This is a genomic window from Aeromonas sp. 601027 (genome assembly GCF_049174455.1).
Taxonomy (GTDB): Bacteria; Pseudomonadota; Gammaproteobacteria; order Enterobacterales; family Aeromonadaceae; genus Aeromonas; species Aeromonas veronii_A.
Map to the genome: position 1 here is coordinate 57,308 of NZ_JAAKTN010000017.1, position 18,174 is coordinate 75,481.

An 18,174-nucleotide genomic window follows, 5' to 3' on the forward strand; every position below is an offset into this window, starting at 1 on the left:
ATTTTTTGGCTCGGTTTGATTCAAATGAGCTGAAGTAGCCACATGGTTTTTCATTTGTGCAGGCGTGAGCTATGATAGGCCGCTATTTTTTGGCCTCCCGTCAATTTAGAAGTCATGAAGAGGTGTACCATTTTTTCCCAGATCGCAAACTTTTGCCGCAAGGTGCTCGGCAAGGAAGACGGCGAGCAGTCGGCGGAGTCCCCCATTCCGGCCCGTGTTGCCGGACAACGTCGAACCCTGAGTCGTGACCAGCACCCGATTTCGCGCAAAGAGATCAGCGAGAATGCACTCAAGGTGCTCTATCGCCTGAACAAGGGCGGCTACGAAGCCTACCTGGTCGGCGGCGGAGTCCGGGATCTGCTGCTCGGGAAGACGCCCAAGGATTTCGACATCGCAACCGATGCGACGCCGGAGCAGATCAAGGCGCTGTTCAGCAACTGCCGCCTGATTGGCCGTCGTTTCCGCCTGGCCCACATTGTCTTTGGTCGTGACGTGATCGAAGTGGCCACCTTCCGGGGTCACCACCATCAGGTCAATACCAGCAAACATGTGTCTGCCCAGTCTGATGAAGGGATGCTGCTGCGCGACAACGTCTACGGCACCATCGAAGAGGATGCCGAGCGCCGCGACTTTACCGTCAACGCCCTCTACTACAGCGCCAAAGATTTCACCCTGCACGATTTCGAAGGGGGTCTGGAAGATCTGGCTGAGCGCAAGCTTGAGCTGATCGGTGATCCCGAGACCCGTTATCGTGAAGATCCGGTGCGGATGCTGCGCGCCGTGCGCTTCGCCGCCAAGCTGGATATGACCATCAGTCCGCGTACCGCCGCCCCTATCAAGGAGCTGGCGCCACTGTTGCAAGACATCCCTGCGGCCCGCCTGTTTGAGGAGACCCTCAAGCTGTTCCTGGCTGGCGACGGCCTGGCGACCTACAAACTGCTGCGCGAGTATGGTCTGTTCCAGCAGCTCTTCCCGCAAGTGGCTGCGCTGTTTACCCCGCACGGCAACTCGCCCTACGAGCAGTTTATCGAGCAGGCACTGATCGATACCGATACCCGGGTTCGTGAAGATAAGCGCGTCACTCCCGCCTTCCTCTACGCCACCTTGCTGTGGGGCTGCGTTGAGGCCCGTGGTCGGGTGCTGGAGAACGAGAGCGGCCTGCCCTGGTATGACGCCTTCATGCTGGCGATCAACGAGGTGCTGGACAATCAGGTGCGGATCATCGCCGTTCCCCGCCGTTTCACCACAGATGTCCGCGACATCTGGGCACTGCAACAGCGTCTGACCCGTCGTCAGGGCAAGCACCCCGAGCGCGCCATGGAGCATCCCAAGTTCCGCGCGGCGTTCGACTTCCTGTTGCTGCGCAACCGGGTCGAGCGCGGTCTCGGCGAGCTGGCCAGCTGGTGGGAGCGCTATGTCGCCTCCAATCCGGATGTACGCCCGCAACTGCAGCGTGAAGCGACCCGTCGCCCGGCAAGCGGTGAGCGCGGCGAGGCTCGCAGCCACGATGGCGAGAAGCGCAGCAGCAACAGCCGCAACCGTCGTCGCCCCCGTCGCCGCAAACCGAAAGTGGCCGAGTGACAACAGACGTGATGACCGAGGTCTTCATCGCCATTGGTTCCAACCTGTCTGATCCGCTGGGTCAGGCTCGTCGCGCCGTTGCCGCCTTGGCAAGGTTGCCGGAATCTGTGCTGGTGGAGGCCTCGTCGTTTTACAGCAGCCGCCCCATGGGGCCTGCTGACCAACCGGACTACGTCAATGCCGTGGCCCGGCTCAATACCCGGCTCGCGCCCCTTGCGCTGCTGGATCAATTACAAAAAATCGAGCTGGAACAGGGACGTGTGCGCAAAGATGAGCGGTGGGGGCCGAGAACTCTGGATCTTGATCTGCTGCTCTATGGGGATCAGGTGATCAACCATGAGCGCCTGATCGTACCCCACTACGGCATGAAGGAGCGGGAGTTCGTGCTGCTGCCCCTTGCCGAAATTGCGCCTGCTCTGGTGCTGCCCTGCGGCACCCCGCTCGCCCGACTGGTTGCCCGCTGCCCGCACAATGATTTGGCCATCATTGCCCCGCGTGCAGACGTACAGGAGCCTCTATGAGCAAGATCACCACCGCCAGCCTGCTGAAGATGAAGCAGGAAGGTCAAAAGTTCACCGCCATCACCGCCTATGATGCCACCTTTGCCAAGCTGTTCGACGACGAAGGGGCCCACGTGCTGCTCATCGGCGATTCGCTGGGCATGGTGCTGCAAGGGGGGCAGGATACCCTGGCGGTCAACATGGATGAGATGGTCTATCACACCCGCTGTGTGGCGCGCGGTGCCAGCAAGGCACTGGTGGTCGCCGACATGCCGTTCATGAGCTACGCCACCCCCGAGCAGACTTACCAGAACGCTGCCCGCCTGATGGCGGCCGGTGCCCGCATGGTGAAGATGGAAGGGGGCGACTGGCTGTGTGACTCCATCCGCCACCTCACCCGCAACGGGGTGCCGGTGTGCGGTCACCTCGGCCTCACTCCGCAATCCGTTCATGTCTTTGGCGGCTTCAAGGTGCAGGGGCGCGACGAGTTTCAGGCGCAGGAGATCTACCGTCAGGCCCTCGAGCTGCAAGCGGCCGGTATCCAGCTGCTGGTGCTCGAGTGTGTGCCTACTGCGCTGGCCGAGCGCATCACCAAGGCGCTTCGCATCCCGGTGATCGGCATTGGTGCTGGCCCCGCGACCGATGGTCAGATTTTGGTGATGCACGATGCCTTTGGCGTCACCTCCGGCTATGTGCCCAAGTTCACCAAGAACTTCCTGGCCGAGACCGGTGATGTGCGTGCCGCCATCCGCCTCTATGTCCAGCAGGTGAGCGAGGGGAGCTTCCCCGGCCCGGAGCACTGCTTCAACTGATCCTGGCGGTTGCATGATGGGGGCTGCGGCCCCCGTCTCTGCTTGTCAGCTTCGCACAGTTAATCTGTATAGCTAATCCGTATCTTATTGATTCATCTAAAGGTGAACTGCTGATAGCCATGTTCGTGCCCCATCCCGCCCGAGCGCTATCTGTGGATGCAACCCGTCTCTCTTTTTGATTTATCGGAAGGTGAACTGCTGATGTTGGTCGTAAATAATCCCGTCGTTCTGCGTGAGCAGATAAGCCAATGGCGCCGTGAAGGGCGTGCCATCGCATTTGTGCCCACCATGGGTAACCTGCATCAGGGCCACCTGACGCTGGTGAAAGAGGCGCACAGCCACGCCGAGAAGGTGGTGGTCAGCATCTTCGTCAACCCGATGCAGTTCGACAAGGCCGAGGATCTTGCCAACTATCCGCGCACCCTGGAGCAGGATTGCGCTGCGCTGGAAGCGGCCGGCGTCGATATGGTGTTCACCCCGACCCCGGAGATCATGTATCCGCAGGGTCTGGCCAGCCAGACCTTCGTCGAGGTGCCGGGCCTCTCCAATCTGCTGGAGGGAGCGCTGCGCCCGGGTCACTTCCGCGGGGTCAGTACCGTCGTTACCAAGCTGTTCAATCTGGTACAGCCGGATGTGGCCTGCTTTGGCCAGAAGGATTACCAGCAGTTGGCGCTTATTCGCAAGATGGTGGCCGACATGGCGATGCCCATCGAGATCGTCGGTGTGCCCACCGTGCGGGCCGAAGACGGGCTGGCGCTCTCTTCGCGCAACGGCTACCTGACAGCTGCCGAGCGGGCCATCGCCCCCGAGCTGGCGCGCACCATGAACTGGATCGCCGAGCAGATTGAAGCGGGTGACCACCACCTGCCCTCCTTGGTGGCGCAGGCCAGCCAGCGTCTCGACAACGCCGGTTTTCGTACCGATGCCATCGACATCGTCGATGCCGCCACCCTCGAATCCGCCACTGACGAGAGCGCGCAGCTGGTGATCCTGATGGCTGCTTATCTTGGCAAGGCCCGCCTTATCGACAATCAAGTGGTCACGCTGCAGCAAGCCTGAGCCCGCCACAACCAGGAGGACTCCATGTCCAAGAAGGTTTACTGCATTGCCCAATTCCTGCCCAAACCCGGTCAGGAGCAGGCCCTGTTTCAGGTGCTGCAGGCGCTCGAGCCCAATACCCTGCGTGAGGATGGTTGCCTGCAATATCGGGTAACCCGCCACATCGCGAGCCCGTTTGCCGAGGGGGAAAGCTTTCCCATCGTATTCAACGAGATTTGGCAAGATATGGCGGCTTTCGAAGCCCACTGCCAGCGCGCGGAGATCAAGGCTTTCTTCGAGCGTTACTGCCTGGCGGAAGATGGTTTGGCCGCCAAGTGGAATGTCTGCGTCTATAGCGACGAACCCGAACAGTACGACGCCCCCGTAAAGAAGTAATTCCCCCGATTGCCAGCGGACGCCCTCTTGGGCGTCCGCTGCTTTTTCACGCCTGCACTCTCCTGCATTCCGGCGTTTTGTTCTGGGGCCCAGCCCGCATTTCCCTTCGTTTCTATCCACTTTTGGCCTGATGGCCGCTACAGGTACTCATGATGTTTGTCCTGATTGCATCGCTTGTTTTCTGTCTGCTCTGTTTTGCTCTCACCCGGTTGCCTACCGGTTTGCCGCTCTCGCGCAAGGTGCTTGCGGGTCTGCTGCTTGGCGCCCTGTTCGGGCTGGCGCTGCAACTGGGTTGGGGCGCCGATGATGCCGGCGTTCAGCAGACCCTGGAGTGGGTCAATATCGTCGGCGGTGGCTATGTCAGCCTGCTCAAGGTGGTGATGATGCCGCTGGTGTTCACCTCCATCCTCTCCGCCATCAACAAGCTGGAGCAGGCTCAGTCCCTCGGCAAGATCAGCGCCGTGCTGATCGGCTCCATGCTGACCCTGGTGATGATCGCCGGTGTGGTGGGGATGACCATCACCAACCTGAGCGGTCTCACCGCAGCCGGGTTGTTGAGTCACGGCAGCGACAGCGCAGCCCTGCAACAGAGTATGAGCACCATCGACAGTGCCCAGACCCTGCCTGCCTTGCTGCTCTCGCTGGTGCCCACCAACTTTGCCGCCGATATGGCGGGTAGCCGCGGCCTCTCGGTGATCGGGGTGGTGATCTTCACCGTGTTGGCCGGGGTTGCTCTGCTCCAGATGAAGGCGGAGCACCCGGAGGCGGGTGCTCGCGCCGCCGTGGCCATCGACACCCTGCAGTTGTGGGTGATGAAGATGGTGCGGGTGGTGATTGCGCTCACCCCTTATGGCGTGATGGCGCTGATCGCCCGGGTGGTGGCCCACTATCCCCTGAGCGAGATCCTCAGCCTGCTCGGCTTTATTCTGGTCTGTTACGTCGCCATTCTGGCGATGTTTGCGGTGCACATGGTGATCCTGCTGCTGATCGGTCAGAACCCGCTGCACTATTTGCGGGAAGTGTGGGGCGTGCTCACCTTCGCTTTTGTCTCCCGCAGCAGCGCGGCTTCCATCCCGCTTAGTATCGAGACCCTGCAGCGTCTTGGGGTGCCCGCCAGCATCGCCAACTTTGCCGCCTCGTTCGGTGCCAACCTCGGCCAGAACGGCTGCGCCGGTATCTATCCGGCCATGATGGTGGCGATGATTGCTCCCATGCTAGGTATCAACCCGTTTGATCCCCTGTTCCTGCTGACTCTGCTGCCGGTGATTGCGCTGGGTTCGATCGGGGTGGCCGGCGTCGGCGGTGGCGGCACCTTCGCCGCGCTGATCGTGCTCTCCACTCTAAACTTCCCCATCGCGCTGGTGGGGGTGATGATCGCCATCGAGCCACTGGTGGATATGGGCCGCACAGCTCTCAACGTCAACGGCTCCATCATGGCGGCGATGATCACCAAGCGGTTGCTGGGCAAGCAACAGCTGGCCCAAGCGGAGCAGCCGCAGACGCAGGCCGCCAGTTAACTCCGAGTGTTGCCCAATATGAAAGAAGCCCGCAGTTGCGGGCTTCTTTCATATCGGCTGTGTTGCCTTGTGGGCAGACGCGGTTATTCGGCAGAGACGGGGTAACCGGCTCCTTTCCAGGCGAAGATGCCGCCCGGCACCCGATAGACTTGCTGATAGCCCTGAGTCACCGCCCAGGCGGCTGCGTTGTGGCTGCGGCCGCACTTGACGAAGCCGCAGTAGATCACCACCGGGCGGGACTTGTCTTCACCCAGCAGCGCCTGGAACTGCTCCGCCGTGCCGCTCCCCTCGACGATTTCGCTCCAGTTGTCGCCGGACTTGGCCTCCTTCACGAAGACAAAGTTCTTGGCGCCCGGGATGTGCTCTTTCTTGTAGGAGTCCTCATAGGGCATGGTGTCGATGATCACCAGCTCCTCGCCCTTGTCCATCCGGGTCTTCAGCTCGGCCACGGTCAGCAGCTGATAGCCCCCCTGCTGCGTCTCTTGCGCCAGCTGCACCGCCGACTGCTCCAGCTTCACCTCCTGCTCGAACTGGTTGTCGCCACAGCCACCGAGGGCAAAGCTGGCGGCGATCAGCGAGGCCAGCAGGGTGCGGGATCGCAATGTCATCATGTCACTACTCCTTTAGAACGGGAAAAACGGGGCGGGAAGTTCGCAGCAGGGCGCCCGCAAGCGTCAGTAGCAGCAGATCCCGCACAATGGCCTCCGGCAACGAGCTGAGGTCAGCCCTGCCTAGACAGCCGCAAGAGATGTCGAGCCCGATGGCAACGCCATAGCCCAACACCGGAATAAACAGGGCGAGCAGCCCGATCACCAGCCACAATCCCCAGCGCCGGTTGGCGATGACTGCAAGCCCTGCGCAGAGCTCAAGGGCGATCAGCCCCCAGGCGGCGAACGGGATCAGCGGCGGCCAGATCAGGCCAAAGGCGCCGATCTGCTCGATGAACAGGGCGGGGGATACCAGCTTGAACCCGGCGGAGGCGAGGAAGAATCCCCCCAACGCCAGATTGGCCAGCATGCGCAACAACGCAGGCATGTTCTACCTCTTTATAGAGAGTGGTAAATTCTAACAATTCCCGATTGAGCCGCAATGACTAAACCCATGCCGGACAAGATAAATCTCGATTTTGCGGGGCAGTGACCAGAATGGGGGCGCTAGACCCTGATGGTGGCGGTTGTAGAGGCGGGATGCTGTGGCTGTGTCGATTGCTCCCGGTCGTGCTGGTGGGTCAGCAGTTCGGCAGCCAGCTCGATGGCCCGCTCGAGCAGTAGCAGCAAGCTGTCGACCGTCAGATGATCGAGCCACTCGTGGGCCCAGATCAGGGTCTCTCCCTGCTCGGTCTGATCCAGCAGAAACACCGGCTCGTCGCCAAGGTGGTTGAGCAGGGGCGTGTTGGGCATGGCGTGGCCCGGTAGCAGCAGATAGATCACCAGATGGCCCTCATCCTCTGCCAGCGTCAGCACCAGTTCGTCGTTGATGGCGAGGGTGGTGGCTGTCTGTCCGGCCACCGGAAGCGGAAGTCCAAGTTGTGTGTACAGGGCGGTGATGAGAGCGTGATACATGGCCAAACCTCGGGCAGGGAGAGAGTGACACCCTATGCGGCTGATCGGTGGTTGCTTATCACTTGTCGTCATTTTTTTAGCGTTTTTGGTCGGCGGGGCGAATGATTGTGCCGAAATTGTGAGCTGACAGACATCTTTTACGGGTCAGTCCGAATCCTAAAAAAGCGGGACCATCGCTGACAGGGTGACAAGGGGGGTCGGCGTACGCTGAGGATCTTCTCTCTCATCAACGCAGGTTTCTTGCCATGAAAATTGCCTCCCCGGATATCGATGTAAGCCGTCATCAGCAGACAAGCTCTGATGCTACACCTCCTGCTACTGCTCGCCTTGGCAACGCCAGACTACGGCTGCTGGATGCCGGTAGCCGGGAGTTCGAGAGGGGGATCCGCCGCGGTATTGGCCATCGGCAGAGCCCGGAACTCAAGGCGGTCAAGCAGGCGGTACGGCACTATCAGGTCCAGCCAACACCTTCACTGGCCGGGCTGGCGAAGATCGAACAGGCGCTGCAGTTCTGGATCGACTCGGGCAAGAATCGCTCCCGTCAGCAGGATCCCGTGTTGCAAAAACTGGTCGATGACATCGCTGTCCGCCGTCAGGCGTTGGCACAGGGTGGCAAGCCTCCCTCATTTCAGCTGGCGTGGGTCTGCAACGAACAGGGGAGGGTCAATCAGCCTATCGAGAGTAACCAGCAGATCCGCCAGTGGTGCAGCGAGTTGGCTCGCCTGCAACAGGAGGGGGCCAACGACTTGTTCAAGCGGGAGCTGCAAGGGGGGCTAGACCTGATGTTCGGGGTGAGTGAGGGGATGATGGCGAGACGGTTGGAGCGGGCGCCGACCCGTGAAGAGGTCGCAACAAGCCACGAGTGGCAGCTGTTTTGCGGGACCTTGCGTCAGGCTCTGCCCGCACTGGGTGAGCTCAAGCCGCAAGCCACTGCCGAGGAGAATGGTCGCGATATCCTGTTGACCCACAGCCAGTTGCTGGAGCTGGGCCACCTTAAGGAGGTTCTGGATCTCAGCATTCAGCAGCAGGTGAGCAAGCAGGGGGAGATTGGTTTGCTCAGGACCGAGCTGCTGACCGCGCTTGTGGATGGACTGGATGAGCCCTGGCTTGAGCGCGAGGCGCAGGAGAAGGCGCTCTGGCAGGGAGAGGCCGTATCAGGAAAGCACTATCAGAGTGGTGTGCGGGCCGAGCTCAAGAGTCCTCTCTCTGCGGCCAGCAAGGAGCTGAAACCGGGTGAGCCTGTGAGCCAGAAGGCCTTTGGCGGGCTCGGGCTGGTCAGTGCCAGTGCGCTGGTGGAGGCTTTCGCCAAGATCGAGATTGGCAAGTGGGAGGGGCGTCGCGACACACCGGTAGGAGAGTTTGCCGGCAAGGTGGCTCTGACCCAGGAGAACAAGGCGAGTGCCAAGGCCGAGCTGGTGATTGGCAAGGCGGAGGGCTCATTGGTGTTCAATCCGGTGAACAAGATCGTCAATGATACCGACGGCTCGCGTTACACCCCGGGGCCCCATGACCTTAGTCTGCTTCGCATCGGGGCCAGTGCCGAGCTGGTGAGCAGGCTGGGGCTGTCGGTTGAGGGGAGCTGGACTATCGGCAACCTGCTTAACGCCAAGCTGGCAGGCTCTGCCGAGGTGGTCGCCAATGCCAAGCTGGAGGCCGGTTCTGCGGCTATCATGACGCCCAATGGGCCAGTGGTCAGCGTAACGGCCAACGCCTCGGCCTTTGCTGGTATGAAAGCAGAGGGGAGTGCCCAGCTCAATCTGCTCAAGAGTCAGTATGCGGATGCCTATAGCCTTTCGGCCAAGGTACGCGCCTCCGCCAATCTGGGGGTAGGTGCATCGGCCGGTGCCACTGCGGCTTTCGGGCCACAGGGAGCCAAGTTTCATACTACCCTTGGCGTGACACTGGGGGTGGGGTCCGATGTCGGTTGGGAGGGCGGAGTCAACGCCATGGCAACCAAGGCGTATGCACTGGAGCTGGCTGCTCGTGCGGTAAGCAACTTTGATCAGCGCAAAGGGGAGCAGCTAGATGGACTGGCGATGGCGGCAGGGAATGAAAACCGTCTCTTCGAACTGGCCCAGCGGGTCGATAACCGGATTGTCACTCTCGCCACCCAGTTGGAGGAACTGCAGCTGGCGGCCAGCGAGAACCGGATCCGGATGCAGGAGAGCCTGATCGATCCCGATCTCGCGGCTGGTCGCACCGCCATGGCGCAGGCTATCGACGATGCTTTCGGTCAGGAGCGGGTCGATGAGCAGGGGGGCGTCACGGTTCCCGAGCGTAACGAGAAGCTTGATCTCACCGCCCGGCTGCTAAAGGATCACGCCATCCGGGTCTAGGTCATCCCGAGGCCGGCAGGACAATGAAAACGGGCACCGCGAGGTGCCCGTTTTGGTCATCAGTGGCGCAGTCCGGTACCCCGGGAGATAAGCCACCAGGCGATACCGTAGAGGGCCACGATAAAGCCGATGATGATGAGGTAGGCGGTGCCGAGCGGCACGTCGGAGATACCGAGGAAGCCGAAACGGAATGCGTTCACCATGTAGATGATGGGGTTCACCTGGGAGACCCCCTGCCAGAAGGGGGGCAGCAGGCTGATGGAGTAGAACACCCCGCCCAGATAGGTGAGCGGCGTCAGCACGAAGGTGGGGATGATGCTGATGTCGTCGAAAGTCTTGGCAAACACCGCGTTGATGAGCCCCCCCAGCGAGAAGAGGATGGCGGTCAGCAGCACGGTCACGCAGACGCTGAACAGATGGTGGATCTGCAGCGGCACGAAGAAGAGCGACACCAGGGTGACGATGAGACCGACACAGAGGCCGCGGGCTACGCCACCGCCCACGTAGCCCGCGATGATGACGTAGTTGGGCACCGGCGCCACCAGCAGCTCCTCGACGTTGCGCTGGAACTTGGCGCTGAAGAAGGAGGAAGCGACGTTGGAGTAGGAGTTGGTGATCACCGACATCATGATGAGGCCGGGCACGATGAACTCCATGTAGGTGAAGCCGCCCATGTCACCGATGCGCGAACCGATCAGGTTGCCGAAGATGACGAAGTAGAGGCTCATGGTGATGGCGGGCGGCACCAGGGTCTGGATCCAGATCCGGGTAAAGCGGCTCACCTCTTTGGCCAGAATGCTCTTGAAGGCGATGTAGTAAGTGGTCAGGTTCATGCTTTTCTCCCCTCTTCGACTAGGGTGACAAACAGCTCTTCCAGCCGGTTGGCCTTGTTGCGCATGCTCAGTACCTGCACCTGCTGGTGTGACAGCTGCTCGAACAGGCTGTTGAGGGACTGGCTCTTGTCGAGATCCACTTCCAGGGTGCGCTCATCTTGCATGCGGCCGTTGAATTCGGGCACGTTTGGTACGGCAGAACCTGGCGCCAGATCGAGCAGGAAGGTCTCGCGGCCCAGCTTGCCCAGCAGGTTTTTCATGCTGGTGTTCTCAATCAGGCGACCCTTGTCGATGATACCGATGTTGCGGCAGAGCATCTCCGCCTCTTCCAGATAGTGGGTGGTGAGGATGATGGTGACCCCCTGCTCGTTGAGATCCTTGAGGAAACTCCACATGGAGCGGCGGATCTCGATATCGACCCCGGCGGTCGGCTCATCGAGGATCAGCAGCTTGGGCTCGTGCATCAGGGCGCGGGCGATCATCAACCGGCGCTTCATGCCGCCGGAGAGGGTGCGGGCCGGCATGTCGCGCTTCTCCCACAGATCGAGCTGGCGCAGGTACTTCTCGGCGCGGATCTTCGCTTCCGCCTTGGGCACGCCGTAGAAGCCGGCCTGATGGGTGACAATCTGGATCACCTTCTCGAACTGGCTGAAGTTGAACTCCTGCGGCACCAGCCCGAGCTGGGCCTTGGCCTGTTCAAGGTCGCTGTCGATGTCGTAGCCAAACACCTTCACCTTGCCGGCGCTCTTGTTCACCAGCGAGCTGATGACGCCGATGGTGGTGGATTTGCCCGCGCCGTTCGGGCCTAGCAGGGCGAAGAAATCCCCCTGCCTGACGGTAAGATCGATGCCTTTAAGGGCTTCGACGCCCCCCTGATAGGTCTTTTTCAGGCCGCTGATTTCCAGTGCGTTCATTGCAACCTCTGTGATGGTTGAATCCGGCTCGATACAGAAAAGGCGGCCAAGGCCGCCTGCACAGAGTAAAGGGCGCAAGGCCGCTTCACCCGTGATATTCCTGAACCTGGCTTACTCCTGAGGTACCACTTTGCCGATAAACGGCAGGTTGCGGTACTTCTGGGCGTAGTCGATGCCACAGCCGACCACGAATTCGTCCGGAATGGCGAAGCCAATCCAGTCGACCGGCACCTGCACTTCGCGGCGGGAGGGTTTGTCCAGCAGGGTGCAGATGGCCAGGGATTTCGGCTCGCGCAGGGAGAGGATCTCGCGCACCTTGTTGAGGGTGTAACCGGTGTCGATGATGTCTTCCACGATCACCACATCCTTGCCCTTGATGTCATCGTCCAGGTCTTTGAGGATGCGGACGTCACGGGTGCTGTGCATGCCGGAGCCGTAGCTGGAGGCGGTCATGAAGTCCAGGGTGATGGGCAGCTTGCACTGGCGGCAGAGGTCGGCCAGGAAGATGCAGGAACCGCGCAGCAACGCAATCATCACGACTTCGTCAGAACCCTGATAGCGGGCGGTGATCTCTTCACCCAATTTGGCGATCCGGGCGGCTACTTCAGCCTCGGAGATCATCACCTCGACGGTGTGTTTCATCACTTACTCCCATAAGGCCAAAGGGGATTTGGCCGTTCATGAATATCAAAACCGATGATTCTACCACTCATGTTGAAGGGTGCTAGAGATACGTGGTGCTTTTATCGGCTTATTTTAATTGATAGAGTTAGCAGGCACTCAGGCATGATTAGTTAAAATACTATAAACACCATAATCAATAACTATTAGATGATAAAAACTATGGAACCACGCGCAGAAATAAGACGTCGTACCCGGCTGTCGCCGGAAGCTCGTCGCTCCCAATTGATGGAATGTGCCATCGAGGTGTTCTCCCGTCGCGGCATTGGCCGTGCAGGTCACGCCGAGATAGCCGAACAGGCCAAGGTCTCTGTGGCTACCGTCTTCAACTATTTCAACACCCGCGAGGAGTTGGTAGATGAGGTGCTGGCCGAGATCGAACGCTTTGTGAACCAGATGCTGTCGCAGGCATACGGTGACCAGGGCTCCATTTTCGACAAGATCCAGCGTCATGTACGCCTCTCTGTCGATGCCGCCTACGATCAACCGGATTATGCCGGTATCTGGCTGGAGTGGAGCTCATCGGTTCGGGAAGAGGTATGGCCCCGCTATACCCGGCTGCTCGATCACTGCCTTGAGCTGATCGCCAGCGAGCTGCAAACCGCCATGGATGCAGGGGAGATCACCAGCGTGCTGTCAGCACAGGATCTGGCCCGCTCTCTGACCGGTTTTGGCTATGTGATGATGCAGATGATCAATCAACCTCAGCGCCCGGCGCGCCAAGAGGTGACTGATTTCCTGTTCAAGTACGTGACGGCGCCAATTCAGGCTCGCTAACACGACTTAACGAAAAAACGGCGTCACTCATTGAGTGGCGCCGTTTTTTTATGGCCGAATGTGGCGGTCACCTCAGTGGTGGCCATAGCCCCAGCGGTGGGTCAGCTCATGCTCGACACCGAGATGATCGAGGATGCGGGCGACCATAAAGTCCACCAGATCCTCGATGCTTTTCGGCTCATGATAGAAACCGGGCGCGGCAGGCATGATGGTCACCCCGAGCCGTGCCAGTTTCAGCATGTTCTCCAGATGGATCGCCGAGAAGGGGGTTTCGCGGGGTACTAGGATCAGCTGGCCGCGCTCCTTGATCACCACATCCGCTGCCCGCTCTAGCAGGTTGTCCGAGGTACCGTTGGCAATGGCCGAGACTGTGCCCATAGAGCAGGGGCAGACCACCATCTGTTTGGGCGCGGCCGAGCCGGAGGCCACCGGCGAGAACCACTCCTCCTTGCCGCAGGCGACAATCTGCCCCTCCTTGGCGCCATATTGGCGACAAAGATAGGCAGAGAGCTCTTTCGGCGAGCCCGGCCAATCCTGTTGCTGCTCGGTCTTGAGTACCACACGAGCCGCCGATGAGGCGAGCAGGTAGACCCGATAGTCCGCCTGCACCAGACACTGGAGCAGGCGCAGGGCGTAGGGGGCGCCGGAGGCGCCAGTCAGCGCCAGGGTGATCGCGTTGTTCATAGTTCGCCGTGGTAATCCTTGAGGCGGGCGATCAGCTTGTCATGAATGCCACCGAAGCCGCCGTTGCTCATGATCAGAATATGGTCGCCATCGCGGCTCTCGGCCACCAGCCGGTTGATCAAGGTCTCCAGATCGTTGAATACCTTGGCCGGTCGGGTCATATGGGCCGTCACCTCGCCGAGATCCCAGCCGATGTTGGGGGGTTGGAAGAAGAACACCTCGTCGGCGCCATCGAAGCAGCCAGCCAGCTCCTCCTTGTGAACCCCCAGCTTCATGGTGTTGGAGCGTGGCTCCAGCACCGCCAGAATACGGGCTTCTCCCACCTTGGCGCGCAGGCCGCCGAGAGTGGTCTCGATGGCGGTGGGGTGGTGGGCAAAGTCGTCATAGACACTGATGCCAGCCACCTCGCCTTTGAGCTCCATCCGCCGTTTGGGGGATTTGAATTGGCAGAGCGCCGCAATACCGTGCTCCACCATGACACCAGCATGGCGGGCGGCCGCGATGGCCATCAGACCGTTGTTGACGTTGTGTTCGCCGATGCACTCCCAGTGCACCTCGCCCTGTTTTTCGCCATCCAGCCACACCTCGAAGGCGGAGCCGTCATCGGCCAGCTTGACCGCCTTCCACTTGGCGTCGTTCTGACCCACTAGCTCCACTTCGCTCCAGCAGCCCATCTTGCGTACGGCGGTGAGGTTGTCATCGGCTTGCGGGAACAGCACCCGGCCGTTGCTCGGCACGGTGCGCATCAGGTGGTGGAACTGGCGCTGGATGGCGGCGAGATCCGGGAAGATGTCCGCGTGGTCGAACTCCAGATTGTTCATCACCAGGGTGCGCGGATGGTAGTGGACGAACTTGGAGCGTTTGTCGAAGAAGGCGCAGTCATACTCGTCCGCTTCGATGACAAAGAAGGGGGCGGAGCCGAGACGAGCCGAGACCGGGAAGTTGCCCGGCACGCCGCCAATAAGGAAACCGGGCTCCAGCTTGGCGTACTCCAGCACCCAGGCCAGCATGCTGGCGGTGGTGGTCTTGCCATGGGTGCCGGCGACGGCAAGCACCCAGCGATCCTGCAGTACGTGCTCCAGCAGCCACTGGGGGCCGGAGATGTAGGGTAGATTGCGGTCCAGCACATATTCAACACAGGGGTTGCCGCGGCTCATGGCGTTGCCAATCACTACCAGATCCGGCGCCGGATCGAGTTGGGAGGGGTCATAGCCTTCGGTCAGTTCGATGCCCTGTTGCTCGAGCTGGGTACTCATGGGGGGATAGACGTTGGCATCCGAACCGGTCACCCGGTAACCAAGCTGTTTTGCCAACACCGCCAGACCACCCATAAAGGTGCCGCAGATCCCGAGAATGTGAATATGCATACCGCTTCCTTTCGCAGTAAAGGGAAGTGCGCATTCTAGGGGGTGTTGCGGTGGTGGCACAAGCCGCACTCATGGTGAGAGGCCCACAGATGCAGCACCGAAGGCAGAAATCTTGGCGCTGTTGGGGTGTGTGAGGCTTGAATGGATTTTTGGGTTTTATTTGAAGCTTGATATTATGTCGCACTTTCTTACAATTCTTCGGTTTTGTGACGCACTTTACAGTTTTACGATATCGCCCTTTTCCAAAGGAGAGTCCCCATGGGCAAGTTCCTGCTTTGCTATCTGGTCGGTGGTCTGGTGGCCATCAGTTGGGCTGCGCTGCCCGCTCATGGTCCCTGGGATCAGTGGGACCTCGCGATTTTTCACACCGTTAACGGCTGGCTCGGCCAGTCGGCTCTGTGGGCCGATCTGGTGGCTATCACCAATAACCGGCTGTTCGATCTGGCGGTGCTGGCCTGTATGGGGCTGATCCTGGCCCGCTGTTTCTTTGCACGGGATCTGGCGGGTCGTCGCCAACTGGTAGCGATGGGCATAGTGATGCTGCTGAGTGCTCTGGTGATCAACCAGCTTGGTCACCGATTGCCGGTGGAGCGACCCAGTCCGACCCTGATGGTGGCCGATGCGCTGCGGGTGACCCAGATCAGCGCTATTCCGACCAAGGACTCTTCCGGTGATAGCTTCCCGGGGGATCACGCCCTGTTCCTGATGATCTTTGCCGGTTTTGTCCTGCGCTATCTGCCGCGCTGGGCGGGAGTCACCGCATTGCTGATAGTGCCGATCTTTTCCGCGCCGCGCATTCTGGCTGGCGCTCACTGGTTTACCGATGTCTATGTCGGCGCGTTGGGGCTGGCGACCCTCTGTCTGCCCTGGTTGCTGCTGACCCCGCTGGCGGATCGGCTGATAGAGCGCATCGCCCCCCGATTGGCCCGTGTGCCGCTGTTGCGCAGTCAGACCCACTGATTGAACGTCGCAAAATAAAACGCCCCGACATGAAAATGTCGGGGCGTTTTGTTATCAACCCGCGAGAGATCAGCCTTGATAGCCGTTCGGGTTGTTGCTTTGCCAGCGCCAGGTATCGACCATCATCTGCTCCAGACCGCGCTCTGCCTGCCAGCCCAGCTCGGAACGGGCCAGCGTCGGCTCTGCCCAGCACTCGGCGATGTCGCCCGGGCGACGGGGTTTGATCTGGTAGGGAATGGGTCGGCCGCTGGCCGCTTCAAACGCCTTGACCATCTCCAGTACCGAGTAGCCTTGACCTGTACCCAGGTTGTAGGTGAAGACACCGGTGTCGCTCTTGATGCGTGCCAGCGCTTTGAGGTGACCGATGGCGAGATCCACCACATGGATGTAGTCGCGCACGCCGGTGCCATCCGGGGTCGGGTAGTCGTTGCCAAATACCCCCAGCTCCTTGAGCTTGCCGACACCCACCTGGCTGATATAGGGCAGCAGGTTGTTGGGGATACCGTTGGGATCTTCACCAATCAGGCCGCTCTCGTGGGCGCCGACCGGGTTGAAGTAACGCAGCAGTACGATAGCCCAGCGGGGATCGGATTTGGCGAGATCGCGCAGGATCTCCTCCACCATCAGCTTGGAGCGACCATAGGGGTTGGTGGCGCTGGTGGGGAAATCTTCCCGCAGCGGTACCGAGGCGGGATCGCCATAGACGGTGGCCGAGGAGCTGAATACCAGCCGGAACACGCCGGCCCTGGCCATCTCTTCGCACAGCACCAGAGTGCCGCTGATGTTGTTCTGGTAGTAGGTGAGCGGGATCTGGCTCGACTCCCCGACCGCCTTGAGGCCGGCGAAGTGGATGACCGATTCGATCTGGTGGTTGGCGAACAGCTGCTGCAGGCAGGCTCTGTCCAGCACATCCCCTTCGACGAAGGTGACCGGTTTACCGGTGATCTGCTCGACCCGCTTGAGTGACTCCGGTGAGGAGTTGGAGAGGTTGTCGAGTACCACGACCTGCTGCCCCGCGCCGAGCAGCTCAACCAGGGTGTGGGAGCCGATATAGCCAGCGCCCCCTGTGACCAGTATTGTCATTTTTTATCCCGTGTTCTGGTGAAACTGGGGCCGAGTCTAGCTCCCCTGTCTACTTGGGAAAAGGTTGGGATACCGATGACGCCTTCACCGCACCTCACAAAAGCCTGCACCACGCCTCAATAATCGAGACTGATATCCCCTTTCGCGGTGCAGGAGCAGGCTAGAGCAACGCCGCTCTCCAGATCCTGAGCACTTAAGGTCATCACGCTCTGGCGCTCGATGTCACCTGTGGTGGTGCAACGACAGCTGCCACATACCCCGGCGCGACAAGCCGCCATTATGGTTTCGCCCGCCGCTTCCAGCGCCGCCAGCAGGGTCTGACCCGGCAGGATTTTCACTTTCTTGCCGCTCTTTTTCAGGGTCAGCCAGAAGTGGTCGCTGGTGGTCTTGATGGGCTCTGCGGGAGGAAGACCGAAGGACTCCTGATGCAGCTGCTCCGGCGGCAATCCCAGCTTCGTCAGCATGGTTCTGACCGCCGCCATATAGGGGGCCGGACCGCAGAGATAGACATGGCGTTCGTGAAGGTCTGGGGCCAATTCGGCCAGCATGGCTGGGGTGAGTCGGCCAATCCAGGGGTGATCTGCTGGGGCCTCTTCCAGAATCAGGGCATGACGTACGCCTGAATGAGCCGCTGCCAGCGTATCCAAGTCCTCTGCGAAGATCACATCTGCTGGCGAGCGGGCGCTGTGAATAAAGCGGATATCGGCATCCGGCCGTTTGGCCAGCTCGTCCCGTAACATGGACCACATGGGGGTAATGCCGGAACCGGCACTGAGCAGCAGTGGCCGTTCGCAAGGCAAGGTGGTCAGGTTGAAATCGCCGAACGGACCATCGGCCCGGATCTTGTCTCCCACCTGCAAGGTCTGGTGCAGATGGTGGGAGACTAGCCCCACATCCTTGATGGTGACCTGCCAGCATGCATCCTGCGGGCTGGAGGAGAGGGTATAGGCGCGGCACTCCGGCTGGCCGTCTATCTCGGTGTGCAGGGTGATGCACTGGCCAGCCAGTACGGGTGGGAGGCTGCCGGAAAGCGGCGCCAGCTGCCAGCTCACGACGTCGTGGGTGCTCTGTTGGCGGCCAATGCAGGTGAGCGTGAGAGAGGTCATCACAAGGCTCCTTAGGTTTGAAACGGT

Annotated in this window: 19 protein-coding genes; 9 read left to right on the forward strand and 10 right to left on the reverse strand. The window is 60.5% G+C overall.

All coding sequences use genetic code 11. The features are described from left to right. Positions 1-114 precede the first annotated feature (114 nt). From pcnB to G5193_RS19155, 6 genes are all read left to right on the forward strand, one after another. A complete protein-coding gene (gene pcnB / locus G5193_RS19130; RefSeq protein ID WP_257124359.1) occupies positions 115-1,581 on the forward strand; it encodes a polynucleotide adenylyltransferase PcnB in 1,467 nt (488 codons plus the stop codon). 11 nt (positions 1,582-1,592) lie between these two features. Further along, positions 1,593-2,102, forward strand: coding sequence for a 2-amino-4-hydroxy-6-hydroxymethyldihydropteridine diphosphokinase (gene folK / locus G5193_RS19135; RefSeq protein WP_005354659.1), 510 nt, complete (start codon positions 1,593-1,595; stop codon positions 2,100-2,102). Then, positions 2,099-2,893: a 3-methyl-2-oxobutanoate hydroxymethyltransferase gene (gene panB / locus G5193_RS19140; RefSeq protein WP_005335640.1), complete on the forward strand. Its 795-nt coding sequence runs from the start codon at positions 2,099-2,101 to the stop codon at positions 2,891-2,893. Before folK ends, panB begins: the two co-directional genes overlap by 4 nt. 201 nt (positions 2,894-3,094) lie before the next feature. After that, positions 3,095-3,952 carry a pantoate--beta-alanine ligase gene (panC, locus tag G5193_RS19145; RefSeq protein ID WP_005335639.1) on the forward strand — a complete coding sequence of 286 codons (858 nt, stop codon included), beginning with the start codon at positions 3,095-3,097 and terminating at the stop codon, positions 3,950-3,952. Between the two features lie 24 nt (positions 3,953-3,976). Continuing rightward, a complete protein-coding gene (locus G5193_RS19150; protein ID WP_005354654.1) occupies positions 3,977-4,327 on the forward strand; it encodes a putative quinol monooxygenase in 351 nt (116 codons plus the stop codon). A 152-nt stretch (positions 4,328-4,479) separates the two neighbouring features. Further along, positions 4,480-5,844 (forward strand): cation:dicarboxylate symporter family transporter, encoded by a 1,365-nt coding sequence (locus G5193_RS19155; RefSeq protein WP_421206910.1) that lies wholly within the window; start codon positions 4,480-4,482, stop codon positions 5,842-5,844. A gap of 83 nt (positions 5,845-5,927) precedes the next feature. On the opposite strand, the gene G5193_RS19160 is transcribed toward G5193_RS19155, so the two are convergent. The 3 genes from G5193_RS19160 to G5193_RS19170 all read right to left on the reverse strand — a co-directional run bounded on the left by G5193_RS19160 (position 5,928) and on the right by G5193_RS19170 (position 7,406). Next, on the reverse strand, positions 5,928-6,455 hold the full coding sequence (locus G5193_RS19160) for a rhodanese-like domain-containing protein (RefSeq protein ID WP_042063117.1): 528 nt from the start codon (positions 6,453-6,455) through the stop codon (positions 5,928-5,930). Positions 6,456-6,459: 4 nt separating this feature from the next. Beyond that, complete coding sequence (locus tag G5193_RS19165) at positions 6,460-6,879, reverse strand: MauE/DoxX family redox-associated membrane protein (RefSeq protein WP_160881351.1); 420 nt, start codon at positions 6,877-6,879, stop codon at positions 6,460-6,462. Between the two features lie 119 nt (positions 6,880-6,998). Then, complete coding sequence (locus G5193_RS19170) at positions 6,999-7,406, reverse strand: hypothetical protein (RefSeq protein WP_421206913.1); 408 nt, start codon at positions 7,404-7,406, stop codon at positions 6,999-7,001. A 245-nt stretch (positions 7,407-7,651) separates the two neighbouring features. Between G5193_RS19170 and G5193_RS19175 the strand changes: the two genes are divergently transcribed. Continuing rightward, a complete protein-coding gene (locus tag G5193_RS19175; RefSeq protein ID WP_421206915.1) occupies positions 7,652-9,742 on the forward strand; it encodes a hypothetical protein in 2,091 nt (696 codons plus the stop codon). A 59-nt stretch (positions 9,743-9,801) separates the two neighbouring features. On the opposite strand, the gene G5193_RS19180 is transcribed toward G5193_RS19175, so the two are convergent. The 3 genes from G5193_RS19180 to hpt all read right to left on the reverse strand — a co-directional run bounded on the left by G5193_RS19180 (position 9,802) and on the right by hpt (position 12,131). Next, on the reverse strand, positions 9,802-10,575 hold the full coding sequence (locus tag G5193_RS19180; RefSeq protein WP_320656493.1) for an ABC transporter permease: 774 nt from the start codon (positions 10,573-10,575) through the stop codon (positions 9,802-9,804). Next, the gene (locus G5193_RS19185; protein WP_236317175.1) at positions 10,572-11,489 is read right to left on the reverse strand and encodes an ABC transporter ATP-binding protein; all 918 of its coding nucleotides are present in this window, start codon (positions 11,487-11,489) and stop codon (positions 10,572-10,574) included. The genes G5193_RS19180 and G5193_RS19185 overlap by 4 nt, the downstream gene beginning before the upstream one ends. Before the next feature lie 111 nt (positions 11,490-11,600). Then, positions 11,601-12,131, reverse strand: coding sequence for a hypoxanthine phosphoribosyltransferase (gene hpt, locus G5193_RS19190; protein ID WP_005362861.1), 531 nt, complete (start codon positions 12,129-12,131; stop codon positions 11,601-11,603). Positions 12,132-12,332: 201 nt separating this feature from the next. Here hpt and G5193_RS19195 point away from each other — a divergent pair, with 201 nt between their 5' ends. Beyond that, complete coding sequence (locus tag G5193_RS19195; RefSeq protein WP_042079938.1) at positions 12,333-12,947, forward strand: TetR/AcrR family transcriptional regulator; 615 nt, start codon at positions 12,333-12,335, stop codon at positions 12,945-12,947. A gap of 72 nt (positions 12,948-13,019) precedes the next feature. On the opposite strand, the gene G5193_RS19200 is transcribed toward G5193_RS19195, so the two are convergent. Then, entirely contained in the window at positions 13,020-13,631 is a 612-nt protein-coding gene (locus tag G5193_RS19200) for a flavin prenyltransferase UbiX (protein ID WP_128815641.1), read from the reverse strand. Next, positions 13,628-14,998, reverse strand: a complete 1,371-nt coding sequence (gene mpl / locus G5193_RS19205; RefSeq protein ID WP_118854605.1) for a UDP-N-acetylmuramate:L-alanyl-gamma-D-glutamyl-meso-diaminopimelate ligase — start codon at positions 14,996-14,998, stop codon at positions 13,628-13,630. Before mpl ends, G5193_RS19200 begins: the two co-directional genes overlap by 4 nt. Before the next feature lie 258 nt (positions 14,999-15,256). Here mpl and G5193_RS19210 point away from each other — a divergent pair, with 258 nt between their 5' ends. Beyond that, entirely contained in the window at positions 15,257-15,958 is a 702-nt protein-coding gene (locus G5193_RS19210; RefSeq protein WP_421206919.1) for a phosphatase PAP2 family protein, read from the forward strand. Positions 15,959-16,027: 69 nt separating this feature from the next. Here the strand turns inward: G5193_RS19210 and galE are convergent, their stop codons facing one another. Then, positions 16,028-17,041, reverse strand: coding sequence for a UDP-glucose 4-epimerase GalE (gene galE, locus G5193_RS19215; protein WP_421206921.1), 1,014 nt, complete (start codon positions 17,039-17,041; stop codon positions 16,028-16,030). A gap of 116 nt (positions 17,042-17,157) precedes the next feature. Beyond that, positions 17,158-18,147 carry an FAD-binding oxidoreductase gene (locus G5193_RS19220; protein ID WP_421206923.1) on the reverse strand — a complete coding sequence of 330 codons (990 nt, stop codon included), beginning with the start codon at positions 18,145-18,147 and terminating at the stop codon, positions 17,158-17,160. Between the last annotated feature and the right edge of the window lie 27 nt (positions 18,148-18,174).